The organism is Nocardia stercoris (genome assembly GCF_003696265.1).
In the GTDB taxonomy this organism is placed as follows: Bacteria; Actinomycetota; Actinomycetes; order Mycobacteriales; family Mycobacteriaceae; genus Nocardia; species Nocardia stercoris.
The window spans coordinates 154,125-167,470 of the sequence record NZ_RFFH01000010.1; the positions used below are offsets into that span (position 1 = coordinate 154,125).

Sequence of the window (13,346 nt, forward strand, 5' to 3'; positions counted from 1 at the left end):
GATAATATCACTCCATGATATATGAGTCGATGGCGCAGCCCACCCCGCCCACCGACCGGCAATACTCGAGCCTGCTGGCCTTTCGCACCGAGCTGCGGCGGTTCCTGCGCTGGAGTGAACACCGAGCCGCCGATGCGGGACTCACCGGTGCTCAGCATCAACTGCTGCTGGCGATTCGCGGCCATCTCGACCCCGCTGGGCCCAGTATCGGAGAGATCGCGAACTATCTCTGCGCCCGCCATCACAGCGTGGTGCAGCTGATCGATCGCACCGAACAAGCCGGCCTCGTCGCCCGCAACCGGGAGGACGGCAAGGACCGCCGCGTCGTCCGCCTCACCCTGACCGAGGCGGGCCGGCGAACCCTCGCCCAGCTCAGTGCCGCCCACCTCGAAGAGCTCGGGCAAGTGGCCGCGCTCGTCGACACATTGACCGACTTGACCGCGGCCATCCCGGAGGCCGGGTGAGCTGTGTCCGCGAGAGTGTCTACGAATCGTCGAATCGCTTGCCCGGCGGATTACCCGTCGTCGTGTCGGCCCCGGCGGCGCGTCGGCCCGCGCGGTGCCGGACCACCACGACCGCGACGACCACCGGCACGATCAGTAGCAGCAACAGTTCCATAATCGTGGCCCACCCATCCTCGCTGTGTGTCTGCGCGCTGCGCGCGCGAGTTTCTTGTTCATCGTCGAGCGGCCCTTGACATTGCGTTTCCGGGCCTTTTGTAGACCTGATCCCGGCCCGGCTCAGGTGTTGGCCGGGGCGGCGCTGATATCGGCGAGTGCGGAATGCTCGTCGCGGTCGATGGCGGCGTCGCCGATGGAGAACACTCCGACGGCGCGCCCGTTGTCGACGACGGGAATCCGCCGCACGGCACCGTCCCGCATCCGGAAGATGGCCTCGTCGACTTCTTCGTCCGGTGCCGCGGTGATCAGATGCGTACTGCAGACGTCACCCAGGCAGCAGCGGGAGAGGTCGTCGCGGTCGGCGAGCGCCCGGACCACCAGGTCGCGATCGGTGACGATGCCTGGATCCGGTCACCATCGACGACCAGCACCGTGCCGATTTCCCCGTCGCGCATCGCGCGGGCCGCTTCGCGCACCGGCCTGTCCGCCGCCATCGACACCGGGTGGTCGGTCATCAGGTCACGCACATATCGAGTCATCGGAATCCTCCTCGTGGACAGGTCGGGATGTGCACTGGGCGACTACCCACGAAGGGTCCGGCGAGTCGTCGACTCGTGGTGGTTCGCGCGGATCGCGTCGGCCGTATTCCGGCGGGTCCGTTTCGCCGGACTTTGGTCGGGAATTCGCTCGCTGATCGCCCACGAATTTGTCCGCCGGACAAAGCAGCCTCAGCCGCTGGATCGAGGTTTCCGGGCGACAGCGGGCGTCGGGAACTGTCATGAGATATCGCGAGCTGGTCGATTCGGTACAACGGGCGGCGGGTCTGCAGACCGCGGAACAGGCCGACCGGGCGGTGATCGCGGTTCTGGCCACCTTCGCGCACTGTTTGCCGGCCCAGCTCCGGCAACGGTACGCCGAACGGTTGCCGGAACTGCTCGAGCCAGCGATGGATGAAAACGACCGGCCCCGGCGGGTCGACTTCACCACCGCCGTGGCCGAGGTCGGCTGGCGTCTCGACCTTCCGCCCGACCGTGCCCGTCGCTTGATCCGGGCGGTGCTGAACAGTCTGCGGATCTACGAGCCGAACCTCGTCGGCGACCTCACCGCGCTCCTGCGCGCCGACGTCGTGGATCTGCTGACCAGCGCGGAGGCCGAGGCCGTGAGCACGGCGGACCAGTCCCGTACCGGTTTCCCGAGCCCGAGCCCGAGCCCGAGCCCGAGCCCGAGCCCGAGCCCGAGCCCGAGCCCGAGCCCGAGCGCTGTCCGGACCGGGCCGATCACCACGGTGGCCGGGCACGGCGAGTTCCCGGATGCGTCGGGCCGCTGCCGGGAAGAGGCCGGCCGCGATCGGGATCCGGCTGGAAACAGCTGGTAGGCACCCGGGGGCGATCATGGCGCGCTGGTGGGTCCGAGCTCCGGTAGCCGTGGCGACCGGAGCCCTGCGTACGGGAGTCGACCTCGGCACCGCCACCGTCGTACTGCCGGTGCGGGCGGCCGGCCGGGGTGTCGACGTCGCGAGTCGCGTGGTCGAGGTGACGGTTCCCGGGATCGGGCGGCGGATGCGCGACGATCTCCGGACGCTCGCCGACTTCCGGCCGCAGCGGCACCAGCGGCGAGTCGATATCGAACAGAATCGTGTCGGGGTCGAGGTGCGCGGCCTGTCCGGTGCCGACAGCGCCCGGGTCGCCGCCGCGCTCGAGGCGCGCCTGAGCCGGATCGGCTCCGTGCGCTGGTGGCGGATCAACGCGGTGACCGGACGCCTGGTGGCCGGGTTGGGCGATGTCGACACCGGTTTGGCGAAACTGATCGCCACGATCGCCGCGGCCGAGGCCGGCGCGGATGTGGCGGACCGGACGTGGGACCGCGCGGTGGAGCACCCTGCGGATCGGGAACCGTTGTTGGCGGCGGGAATTCAGTTGGCAACCGATGCCACCGCGGTCGGGTTCGCCATGATCGGCTGGTTCCTGCCCGGCGGTGGCCCGCTGCGGTGGCTGCGCAGCGCCGGTCTGCTGATCGACAGCCAGCCACTGGCTCGTACCCGGATGGAGGCGGTCCTCGGCCGGGTCCGCACCGATCTGGTGGTGACACTCGCGACCGCGGTCGGCGGCGCGGCCGGCGAATCGGTGTCCATGCTCGTACTCGATACGGCGCAGCGGGGATTCACCATGTTGGAGGCGGCCGGGTCGTATCTGCGGTGGCGGGAATGGGAGGCCACCGACGCGCGGCGGGCCCAGTCGGAGGCTCGGGTGCCGCTGCGCGCGCACGAGCGGCCCATCCCGCTTCCGCCCGGTCCGGTGGAGCGGGTGGCGGCCGAGACCGCGACCGGAAGTTTGCTGGGCGCAACGGGTTTCGCGTTGGCTGGGCGATTCGGCCGGGCCGTGTCGGCGGTCGAGCTGGGAGCGCCCAAGGCCGCCCGCGCGAGCCGGGAGGTCTACGCCGCGACGGTGTCGACCCTGCTGGCTCGCGCCGGGGTACTGACCCTGCACCCGGCGGCCTGGCGCCGGTTGGACCGGCTCAGCGCGGTCGTCGTGGCCGGTGAGGCCCTGCTGACGTCGCGGCGAATCGTGCTCGAGGCCGAATCGACCGATCCGGGGACCTCGACCGCGTACGTGTGGTCGGAGGCGCAACGGCTGGCCGGCGCATCGGACGGCGAGAGCGGTAGCGCATCGGGCGAGGAGAGCGGTAGCGCGTCGGACGGCGAGAGCGGCGGCGCGTCGGACGGCGAGAGCGGCGGCGCGTCGGACGGCGAGAGCGGTAGCGCATCGGGCGAGGAGAGCGGTAGCGCGTCGGACGGCGAGAGCGGCGGCGCGTCGGACGGCGAGAGCGGCCGCGCATCGGACGGCGAGAGCGGCCGCGCATCGGACGACGAGAGCGGCCGCGCATCGGACGACGAGAGCTGCGACGCATCGGGCGGCGAGAGCGGCCGCGCATCGGGCGATGAGAGCGGCAGCGCGTCGGGCCCGCGCTGGATCTGCACCCGGTGCGGATCCGAGTGCCGCACGACGGAGCACGGCCCCGCCTGGCACGAATTACGCTCCGGGGCAAAGATTCTCGGCCGCGCCCTGGTCGGCCGGGAACTCGATCCGCGCGCGCATTCGATCCTGGCCGCCGCTCGCGCCGCCGGCGTGCTCGTGGTCTTGACCGGCGCCGAGGACGTCGGTGAACTGCGGTCGCTCGCCGACCGATTCGTGCCCGCGGCCGAGCCGTCCAGCACCCTGATCGGCGATCTGCAGCGCGACGGCCACGTCGTGGCGCTGCTCGGCGTGCACAGCCAGCAGGCCCTGGACTGGGCCGATATCGGGATCGGGCTGGCCCGGTTCGACGGAGACGAACTCACGGTGCCCTGGAGCGCGGACCTGCTGTGCCGTGACCTGGCGCAGGCCCAGCGCATCCTGAACGCGATCGGTCCGGCCCGCCAGGTGAGCGAACGGGGCCGCACCCTCGCCCTGTCGGGGTGCGCACTTGCCGGACTGTTGCTCGCCACCACACGCGGCAGGGCCGCCGATTCCGCTCCCCTGGTCGCGGCGAACGTGGGTGCGCTGGTCAGCGGCGCGGTGGCGGGCGTGCGGGCCGGAGCCGGCAGACCTGCCGGACCCGCGGCCCGGCTGTTGCCGTGGCACGCGCTGGAACCCGGCGAGGTGCTCGGCCGCCTGCCCGCACCCCCACCGCCGCCGGAACGATCCGCAGCCGAAAGGCGTTCGCGCATACCGGCTCCGCCGGGTGTGCGCGCGATCTCGGACTTCGCCGGCACGGTCCGCCGTGAACTGTCCGATCCGCTCGCCCCGATCCTCGGTGTCGGCGCGCTGGCGACCGCCATGCTCGGTTCACCGGGCGACGCGTTCCTGCTGTCGTCGGTGCTGACCGCCAACGCGGTCGTCTCCGCCCTGCAACGGCAACGCGCCGAACGGGCGTTACAGCGGATGATCGAACGGGAACAGCGCACCGGGCGGGTGCTGCGTCGCGACGACCTCGACCGGGACGACCCGCCGGCCGAAACCGTTCCGGCCGAGTTGCTCACGGTAGGCGACATCATCGTGCTGCGCGCCGGCGACGTCGTGCCGGCGGACGCTCGCCTCCTGGCAGCCGACAGTCTCGAACTGGACGAATCCGCGTTGACCGGCGAGTCGACCACCGTCGACAAGCAGGTCGACGCCACACCCGGTGTTCCGCTCGGTGATCGCGCGTGCATGGTGTTCGACGGATCGACCGTGGTCAACGGCGCGGGCCGGGCGGTGGTCGTCGCCACCGGCCGCGACACCCAGGCCGGCCGCGCCGGGACGGGAGCCGCGCCGCCGGACAGCGGGGGAGTGCAGGCGCAATTGCGGTCCCTGACCGATCGGGTGCTGCCGCTCACGATCGGCGCGGGCGGGGCGGTGACCGCGCTCGGTGGGATGCGGGGCCGAATCCTGCGGCGCGCGATCGCCGACGGTGTGGGCGTCGCGGTGGCCGCGGTTCCGGAAGGACTACCGCTGGTCGCCACGCTCGCCCAGCTCGCGGCGGCCCGCCGGCTGGCCCGGTACGGAATCCTGGTGCGGGCCAGCCGGACCGTGGAGGCGCTGGGCCGGATCGACACCTTGTGTTTCGACAAGACCGGCACCCTGACCGAGGGCCGCCTGCGACTCACCGCTCTCGCCGACCCCTGGGACCAATGGTCGGTCGATGACGAATCTCCGGACTCGAGACGGCTGTTGCGGGCCGCCGTGCGCGCCTGCCCCGACCCCCGCGACGGCCCGGCCCGGCACGCGACCGATCGGGCCGTACTCGACGCCGGCCGGCAATTCCTCAGCGACGACCCGGGACAGTGGGAGCGGGTCGACGAGCTGCCCTTCGAATCCAACCGCGGCTACGCGGCAACGGTCGGGCGAACCGACAGCACACTGCGCGTGTACGTGAAGGGGGCCCCCGAAGTAGTCGTCCCGCGGTGTGACGGGATCCGTGATTCGGCCGGTGATCGCCGTCCGCTGGGTGCCGAACAGCGCGAACAGGTTCGCCGGACCGTGCTCGATCTCGCGGCACAGGGTCTGCGCGTGCTCGTCGTGGCCCGCCGCGATCTGCGGCAGCGACCGCGGGACATCGAGGAGGAGGTCGACCACCTCACGCTGCTCGGGTTCGTCGGCCTGGCCGATCCGCCCCGGGCGCACAGCGTGGAACTGGTGAAAGCGTTGCAGGACAGCGGAATCGGTGTCCGGATGATCACCGGCGATCATCCCGCGACGGCCGCGGCGATCGCCCGGCAACTCGGTATCGGAGGTGACCGGGTGACCACCGGTGCGGACCTGGACGAGCTCGACGAGGCCGGACAGTCCGCGCTCATCGGCCGCAGTACGGTTTTCGCCCGGGTCGACCCGGAGCACAAGGTCCGGATCGTCGCGCTGCTGCGCCGGGCCGGGCACGTCGTCGGGATGACCGGCGACGGCAGCAACGACGCCGCGGCGATTCGCTCCGCGGATATCGGAATCGGTTTGGCCGCACGGGGTTCGGTGGCGGCACGGAACGCGGCGGATCTGGTGCTGACCGAGCCGGAGCCGCTGGTGCTGCTCGACGCGCTGGTCGAGGGCCGCAGCATGTGGCAGCGGGTGTCCGACGCGGTCGGAGTGCTGGTCGGCGGCAATGCCGGCGAGGTCGGGTTCACCCTGTACGGGACCGCGGTGGCCGGACGCGCGCCGATGACGACCCGGCAGTTCCTCCTGGTCAACATGCTGACCGATATGTTTCCCGCCCTCGCGCTCGCCTTGGCCGAGGACCGCAGCCGCGTCGACGGCGACGGCGACGGCACGGATGTGTCCGATCGCGCGGTCCGCCGGACCGCGGAACTCGCCTTCATCCCGCCCGCGGCGTCGGCGACCGATCTCGCCCGCACCGTGGGTGTCCGCGGTATCGCCACCGCCGTCGGGGCGTCGGCCGCCTGGACGGTCGCCCGCTACACCGGCACCCGGCGCCGTGCCGCCACCGTCGGCCTGGTCTCGCTCGTCGGCACCCAGCTCGGCCAGACCCTGCTGTCCGGGCGGGGCAGCCCGCTGGTCTGGCTGACGACTCTCGGCAGCGGCGTCGTCCTCGTCACGATTGTCATGACACCGGGCTTGAACACCTATTTCGGCTGCCGACCGCTGGGACCGTTGGGCTGGGCCACGGCCCTGACCGCGACGGCGGTGGGAACCGCTGTGGCGCAGCGACTACCGGCGCTGCTGCCCGGCCCGGACGGAACCGAATGACGTGAAGCCGCCGCGGCCGGCGCACACCGGGCGGTAGCGGGACGGGACCCGGCTCGACCGAGTTGTTCGACCGCGTCCGAGCCGGGTCCGGGGGTGGTCGGAGTGGTCGGATCGCACTGTCGTCCACTGCCGGTGCGTGCTACTGTCGTGATATCACTCTGATAGTACGAACGGCGGGCAGGCGCAAAGGTGCGAATGTGCGCGGTCGGCTGGTGCGCGGTGCGCATCCATTTCAGGTGATGGAAGTTGACGTCCGGCAACATGTGAAGACGCAGAGGATGAAGACCATGTCGAATGTCTCGCTGGCGGCGCTGATCCCGGTTCTGGTCCTGGAAGTCGCCTTCGTGGCGTACTGCTGGACCAGCATCTACCGGGTCCGCGCCACCAAGTTCTTGCCCAAAGCGGTGTGGGCGCTGCTGGTACTGCTCGTCATGCCGATCGGCGGCATCGTCTACCTGGTGTGCGGCCGCGACGATGCGGTGGAGCGGTGACCACTGTCGACCCCCGGATCGAAGTTCGCGGCGCCGGTGTCCGATTCGGTGACTTCCAGGCGCTGCGGGATGTGAACTGGTCCCTCGACGGCACCGGAGTGGTCGGCCTGATCGGCCTCAACGGTGCCGGCAAGACCACCCTGATCCGCTCGATTCTGGGGCTGCAGGAACTGGACGCGGGCTCGATCGAGATCCCGATCGGACGGGACGCGATCGGATTCTGCCCGGACACACCGGGTTTCGAGCCGTGGCTGACCGCCACCGAGGTGCTGGCGCAGTCGGCCGCGCTCGGCGGGCACGTCGCGGGGGAGACCGCGTACGCGCCGGCCGACGCGCTGCGGATCGTCGGGCTGGACCGGGCCGGGCACCGGCGGACCGCGGGTTTCTCCCGCGGCATGCTGCAACGTCTCGGCATCGCCGCGGCGCTGGTGCGCGACCCCCAGGTCCTCATCCTCGACGAGCCCACCAGCGCACTGGATCCGGAGGGCCGGCAGACGGTGCTCGATCTGATCCGCACCCTCGGTGAGCACCGGACCGTCGTGTTCTCCAGTCACCTGCTCGCCGACGTCGAGGACCTGACCCAGGAGATCCTGGTCCTGAACCGCGGCGAGACGGTGTATTCCGGCCGCACCGAGGACTTCCTCAAGCAGCATGCCTCGGACCCGACGATCGAGGTGCGGTTCGCCGACGGACGCGTCCGGAAGGCGGCCAAGCCGGAATGGGAGTCGCTGCTGTCGGCCGCGGCGAGCGAGGCCGGGCAGATCGACGAGATCCGCACCGATCTGCCCTCACTGTCGGAGGCGTTCTTCGCGGCGATCGGGGACACACCCGAACCGGTAGGGGAAAAGTCATGAACACGAACGATTTTCGTATCGAATGGTACCGCTGGATCCGCTCCCGGCGGGCGCTCGCCCTGCTGGTGGTGATGATCTTCGTCGGGGTCACCGCACCGTTGCTGACCAAGCATCTGCCGGATCTGATCGGAAGTTCCTCGGGACTTCAGGTGATCAAGCAACCCGAATGGCGCGACGGATTACAGGGTTACATCAAGCAGAGCAGTCAGCTCGGCGGAGTGATCTGCATCGTCATGGTGTGTCAGGTGTGCGGAATCCGGCGGGAGACGCCGCTGGGCATCTTCTATTTCACCCGCACGGAATCACCTCGGGCGCTGTATGTTCCCCGAATGGTCATGTCGCTGGTGGTCGTGACCGCCGTCGCGCTGGCCGGTGCGATCTGCGCGCTGTACGAAACCTGGGCCTCGTTCGGGACCCTGGAGATCCGGCCCGCACTCGGGCCGCTGGCCGTCGAATTGTGTGCCCTGGTGCTTTTCTCGGCGTTGACCGCCGGGTTGGCGGCGGTCACCCGGTCGGCGGCCTGGGGTGGCGGGATCGCGGGTGCGGTCTGGGCGGCCGGGCTGTTCGCGGCGGCGGCCACGAAGATCAGCCCGTACCTGCCCACCTCGGCGCTGGCACCTTCGGTCGTCTCGTTGACCTGGACGGATGCGGCGAAGGCGCTGCTGCCGCTGCTGGCTCTGGCGGTTGCGGCGGTGGTCGCCGCCCTGGTGCGGCCCATTCGGTACAGCGGCCGTGCCCGGTCGTGAAGTGGTCGCTCCGGCGGTAGTCGTGGCACCGCGAATTCGCTAGTGTCGGTACCGCGTTAGTTCCGCCCGGCTGTGAACGGAGAAATACAGTGAGCGTCAATCCATTCGATGATGAAGACGGCCGATTCTATGTTCTGATCAACGAGGAAGAGCAGTATTCCTTGTGGCCCGCATTCGCTGAGATCCCGAACGGATGGACGTCGATATTCGGTGAGGAGTCCCGGGCGGCCTGCATCGACTACATCACCGAGAACTGGACGGATATGCGTCCGAAGAGCCTGCGCGTGGCCATGGCCGAACGGGCCGGTGTGTAGCGAAACCGAATACGACTGTGCCGGGTCTCCCTTCGGGAGGCCCGGCACATTCGTTTCTACGGGACGGGATCCGGCCGGCGGAACATCCGCCGGCCGGGTTACGCTCGATAGTAGCTGTCGGCGACATCCAGCGCGTGATCCAGTGCGCCGAGCGCGAATTCGACTTCGTCGTCGGAGACGATCAGCGGTGGTGCCAGATGGATCCGGTTGGCGACGATCATCGGCCAGACCCGGTGCTCGCGAAGCGACTGTGCCACAGCGGCCATCGCCTCGGTGCCGCCGCGGCCCGGGAGCAGCGGCGCCAACGGTTGCTTCGTGTCCCGGTCGGTGACCAGCTCGAGCGCCCAGAACAGCCCGGCGCCGCGCACGTCACCGATGGACGGATGCCGCTGCTGTAGGGCCCGCAGGCCCGGGGCGAGCGCGGTGGCGCCCAGTGTCCGGGCGCGGGTCAGCAGGTCGCCGGCGGCGATCTGGGCCACCGACGCGACACCCACCGCACAGGCCAGCGGATGGCCGGAATAGGTGGATCCGCCGGGAAACGGTGTGGCGGAGAAGGATTCGACGATGTGCTCGGCGACGATCACCCCACCGAGCGGCACGTAGCCGGACGTGACGCCCTTGGCGAAGGTGACCAGATCCGGCCGGACGTTCCAGCGCTGGTAGGCGAACCACTCGCCGACCCGGCCGAACCCCGACATGACCTCGTCGCAGATCAGGACGATGCCGTGCCGGTCGCACAGCCGCCGCACCCCGGCCAGATAACCGTCCGGCGGCACCAGGATCCCGTTGGTGCCGACGACCGACTCCAGGATCACCGCCGCGACGGTATGCGGCCCTTCGAATTCGATGGTCCGCTCCAAGTGGCGCAGTGCGCGCTCGCACTCGGTGGCATCGTCGGTGGCGTCGAAATCCGAACGGTAGGTATACGGACCGGAGAAATGGACGACGCCCGGAACCCCGGGCTCGTTCGGCCACCGGCGCGGGTCGCCGGAGATGGAGATCGCCGCGGCGGTCGCGCCGTGATAGGAGCGGTAGTGCGCGAGGATCTTCGCGCGGCCGGTGTGCCCGCGCGCCATCCGCACCGCGTGCTCGACGGCTTCGGTGCCGCCGTTGGTGAACAGGACCCGGCCGGCTCCGGTTCCCGAGATGTCCAGCAGTGCCGCCGCGAGTTCGTCGCGCACCTCGTTGAAGAACGTGGGCGCCACCACGCAGAGCCGGTCGGCCTGGGTGTGGACGGCATCGATCAGGGCCGGATGCCGGTGCCCGAGATTGAGATACACCAGCTGGGAGGCGAGGTCGAGGTAGCGGGTGCCCCCGGCGTCGGAGAACCAGCAGCCCGCGCCGTCGGTGATCTCGAGCCGGGCGCCGCCGTCCTGCGCCCCCCACGGCTGGAAGACGTGGCGATCGGCTCGGTAGGTGTCGATCATCGTCATCGGATCACCGCTCGGCCGGGGTGGAGACCAGGGCCAGCAGGGGGTCGGCGCGGTGGTCCGGGCCGCCGGTCGGCGGGACGCCGTCCAGTGTGTCGGCGAAGGCGTTCCATTCGGTGGCGAATGTCCGAGCCAATTCGGCGACGGCCCCGATCCACTGCCCCGGAACCGAATTCTGGTGGGTATGCCATTCGCCGACCACATTGCCGTTGTGTAGCCAGCGGATGAGTTGGCGTCCGGATTCCGAGGATCGCACCGAAGGATCGTTGATGAGTTTACGAAGTAATTCCGCACTGTTCTTGCGGTTTTCGACGAACGTATACCCGGAGGATTTTCCCGGTTCGAGCGCGGGATTTCCGGGAGCGCGGTCGCCCTCGCCGCGCTCCATTCTGCGGCGGATTTCCTGAACTGTCGAATGGGATATTCCCACTTCACGGGCGATACTGCGCGCGGAGGCGGTCGGAGTTCGGGCGAGGAGCTCGACGACCCGCTCGCGCGCGGCCATGCCGTCGACCGGCCGGAGCCGGCCGTCGCGGCCCAGGCGTTTGGTCGATTGTCCAATTTGCCCGGCCGCCTGCCGGAGCTTCCCGACGGTGCCCGGGGCGAGGCCGACCACCCCCGCGATGACCCGGTTCGACCACTCCGGCTGCGTCCTGACCAGGCGAATCGCCGCCGCGGTGCGATCGCTGCGGCTCAACGGAAGTCCGTGCGAGGAGTTGAGATAGACCGCGAGCAGGAAGCATTCCTCCTCGGATCCGGTAAACAACCGGGCCTCGATCGAGGTATCGCCGCGGAGTACCGCGGCCCGAATTCTGTGCACACCGTCGATAACTCGCATCGTGCTCGAGTGGACCACGATGGGTGGCAACTCCACGTCGAGCTCGGCCAGATGGCGGACGTGCGGCTGGGACACTCCACCGAGACGGACGTAGTCAACGGAATCTATCTCCGAGATCGAAAGTCGGACCGAGGGTAGTGAATCGATCGATCCTGGTGCGTATACCGACACATCATTGCCCGCATGGGGCACACTGGTCAGTGTTTGTCCGTCGTGGTGCAAATGCCCTCCCTCAGCCGTCGGGCGGCAGCGCCCGACATTGCACTGGCTCTGCCGCCGACCGTAACGCAGACGTTGCACGCATTCAACTCGTTGCGGACGAATGGCCGCCGACGCCGCAGTCGATTCACAGGAATGCGGCGAGCGCGGTCGGAACCCGCGCAATTCCATTTGGTCTGTTTTCGTTTCCGGTGGACCGGGGAGTGCGTTCCCGCCGGTGGTAACGCCGCCGTCAGGGAGCGGACAGCTGCTCGAAGCCCGCGACCGTGTCCAGATGCCGGCCGAAGATCGCCGCCTCGTCGGGTACCCGGGCCCCGATCGGGCGCGTGACCGTCGTGTAGTTGAGCAGATGCCGCCAGGTGACGTTCTCCGATAGGCTGCAGCCGCCCCAGGTCCCACTCGACAGTGTGGTCGTGAACGGCACTCCGCTGGTGAAACTTCCGGCGTTGGTCATGGTCGACTGGTTCACCACCACCCGCGCGGTGCGCGTCGCGTGCGCCAGCGTCGCGATCCGCTCGGCCGACGAACTGTAGATACCGCAACTGTGGCCGCCCCCGCAGCGGTCCAGGATGGTGTTCACCGCCGCCACCGCCGCGCCGAAGTCCCGGTACCCGCAGACCGTGACGACCGGTGCCAGCTTCTCCAGCAGGAGCGGGCTGTCGCCGGTGGGATCGTCACAGCCGGCGACGAGCAAGTGGGCCGCACCCGCGTCGAAACCGGCCGCGGCGGCGGTCCGGCGCGCGGTGAGACCCACAAGTGCCCGGTTGCGCGTGCTGCCGTCGGGCCACAGCACCCGCTCCAGGCGCGCGGATGCGGCCCGGTCGCACACGTGAGCGCCGTACCGGGACAGCTGCTCGAGGAAAGCCCCGCGCACCGACTCGTGTACCAGGACATTGCTTTCCGACGAGCAACTGGTGCCGTGATTGAAGGCGGCCCCGTCGGCGATGTGCCGGGCCGCGACCGCCGGATCGGCGGTCTCGTCGACGATCACGGTCGGATTGCCGACACCGGCGCCGATGGCCGGTGTGCCGCTGGTGTAGGCCCGCCGGACCGTCCCGGCGCCGCCGACGGCCACCACGAGATCGGCCGCGGTCATCAATCGGCGCGTTTCGTCCTTGCCTGAAATGCCGAGGTGTGCAACGAGATCGACCGGTGCCCCCTGGTCGGCCAGCACCTGCCGGACCAGGGCGACGGTCTGCTCCGACGCCTCCCGGGCGCGCGGATTGGAGGTGAAGATCACCGCGTTGCGGGTCTTGAGCACGGGCAGGATGTTGCAGACGATCGCCGAGGCCGGTGCCGTCGCGGGCCCGGCGACGGCGACCACGCCGACCGGTTTGGCCAGCCGCGCCAGACCCAGCTCGTGGTTCTCCTCGACGACTCCGCCGGTGCGGTGCCCCCGCATGTCCATCAGGATCCCGAGCACCCGTTGCCGGTACAGCCGGAACAGATCCTCGGTATTGCCGAAATGTGTTTCCAGATAACTGACTTCGGCGAGCCGGCGGGCGTTGTCCTCCCGGTAACAGTGCCAGCCGACGGCGGCGACGAGATCGTCGACCCGCTCCTGCGACCACCGTGCGTACTCACGTTGCGCCGCGCGGGCGCTGACGATCTCGTCCATCATG

General features: G+C 69.8%; 13 protein-coding genes. 7 read left to right on the plus strand and 6 right to left on the minus strand.

Features of this window, described 5'->3' with window-relative positions; translation table 11 throughout:
• Positions 1–14: 14 nt before the first annotated feature.
• Positions 15–464, plus strand: coding sequence for a MarR family winged helix-turn-helix transcriptional regulator (locus EBN03_RS22495; protein WP_233608542.1), 450 nt, complete (start codon positions 15–17; stop codon positions 462–464).
• A 19-nt stretch (positions 465–483) separates the two neighbouring features.
• Here EBN03_RS22495 and EBN03_RS35580 read toward each other — a convergent pair whose 3' ends face one another.
• The 3 genes from EBN03_RS35580 to EBN03_RS34640 all read right to left on the minus strand — a co-directional run bounded on the left by EBN03_RS35580 (position 484) and on the right by EBN03_RS34640 (position 1,159).
• Positions 484–618 (minus strand): hypothetical protein, encoded by a 135-nt coding sequence (locus EBN03_RS35580; protein WP_267899304.1) that lies wholly within the window; start codon positions 616–618, stop codon positions 484–486.
• A 122-nt stretch (positions 619–740) separates the two neighbouring features.
• The gene (locus EBN03_RS34635) at positions 741–998 is read right to left on the minus strand and encodes a CBS domain-containing protein (RefSeq protein ID WP_199742919.1); all 258 of its coding nucleotides are present in this window, start codon (positions 996–998) and stop codon (positions 741–743) included.
• Positions 926–1,159 carry a CBS domain-containing protein gene (locus tag EBN03_RS34640; protein ID WP_199742920.1) on the minus strand — a complete coding sequence of 78 codons (234 nt, stop codon included), beginning with the start codon at positions 1,157–1,159 and terminating at the stop codon, positions 926–928. The genes EBN03_RS34635 and EBN03_RS34640 overlap by 73 nt, the downstream gene beginning before the upstream one ends.
• Positions 1,160–1,398: 239 nt before the next feature.
• Between EBN03_RS34640 and EBN03_RS22505 the strand changes: the two genes are divergently transcribed.
• From EBN03_RS22505 to EBN03_RS22530, 6 genes are all read left to right on the plus strand, one after another.
• Positions 1,399–1,995, plus strand: coding sequence for a DUF2267 domain-containing protein (locus EBN03_RS22505; protein WP_122190075.1), 597 nt, complete (start codon positions 1,399–1,401; stop codon positions 1,993–1,995).
• 49 nt (positions 1,996–2,044) lie between these two features.
• Positions 2,045–6,832: a cation-translocating P-type ATPase gene (locus tag EBN03_RS22510; protein ID WP_122190076.1), complete on the plus strand. Its 4,788-nt coding sequence runs from the start codon at positions 2,045–2,047 to the stop codon at positions 6,830–6,832.
• Positions 6,833–7,119: 287 nt separating this feature from the next.
• Complete coding sequence (locus EBN03_RS22515) at positions 7,120–7,323, plus strand: PLDc N-terminal domain-containing protein (RefSeq protein ID WP_158675709.1); 204 nt, start codon at positions 7,120–7,122, stop codon at positions 7,321–7,323.
• Positions 7,320–8,177, plus strand: coding sequence for an ABC transporter ATP-binding protein (locus tag EBN03_RS22520; RefSeq protein ID WP_158675710.1), 858 nt, complete (start codon positions 7,320–7,322; stop codon positions 8,175–8,177). Before EBN03_RS22515 ends, EBN03_RS22520 begins: the two co-directional genes overlap by 4 nt.
• Positions 8,174–8,923 (plus strand): hypothetical protein, encoded by a 750-nt coding sequence (locus EBN03_RS22525; RefSeq protein WP_122190079.1) that lies wholly within the window; start codon positions 8,174–8,176, stop codon positions 8,921–8,923. Before EBN03_RS22520 ends, EBN03_RS22525 begins: the two co-directional genes overlap by 4 nt.
• Positions 8,924–9,012: 89 nt before the next feature.
• Complete coding sequence (locus EBN03_RS22530) at positions 9,013–9,237, plus strand: MbtH family protein (RefSeq protein ID WP_122190080.1); 225 nt, start codon at positions 9,013–9,015, stop codon at positions 9,235–9,237.
• A 98-nt stretch (positions 9,238–9,335) separates the two neighbouring features.
• Here the strand turns inward: EBN03_RS22530 and EBN03_RS22535 are convergent, their stop codons facing one another.
• The 3 genes from EBN03_RS22535 to EBN03_RS22545 form a co-directional block, all read right to left on the minus strand.
• Positions 9,336–10,670 (minus strand): aminotransferase class III-fold pyridoxal phosphate-dependent enzyme, encoded by a 1,335-nt coding sequence (locus EBN03_RS22535; RefSeq protein WP_233608543.1) that lies wholly within the window; start codon positions 10,668–10,670, stop codon positions 9,336–9,338.
• A 4-nt stretch (positions 10,671–10,674) separates the two neighbouring features.
• The gene (locus tag EBN03_RS22540; RefSeq protein WP_122190082.1) at positions 10,675–11,895 is read right to left on the minus strand and encodes a ParB N-terminal domain-containing protein; all 1,221 of its coding nucleotides are present in this window, start codon (positions 11,893–11,895) and stop codon (positions 10,675–10,677) included.
• Positions 11,896–11,956: 61 nt separating this feature from the next.
• The gene (locus EBN03_RS22545; RefSeq protein ID WP_122190083.1) at positions 11,957–13,345 is read right to left on the minus strand and encodes an aldehyde dehydrogenase family protein; all 1,389 of its coding nucleotides are present in this window, start codon (positions 13,343–13,345) and stop codon (positions 11,957–11,959) included.
• Position 13,346 lies beyond the last annotated feature (1 nt).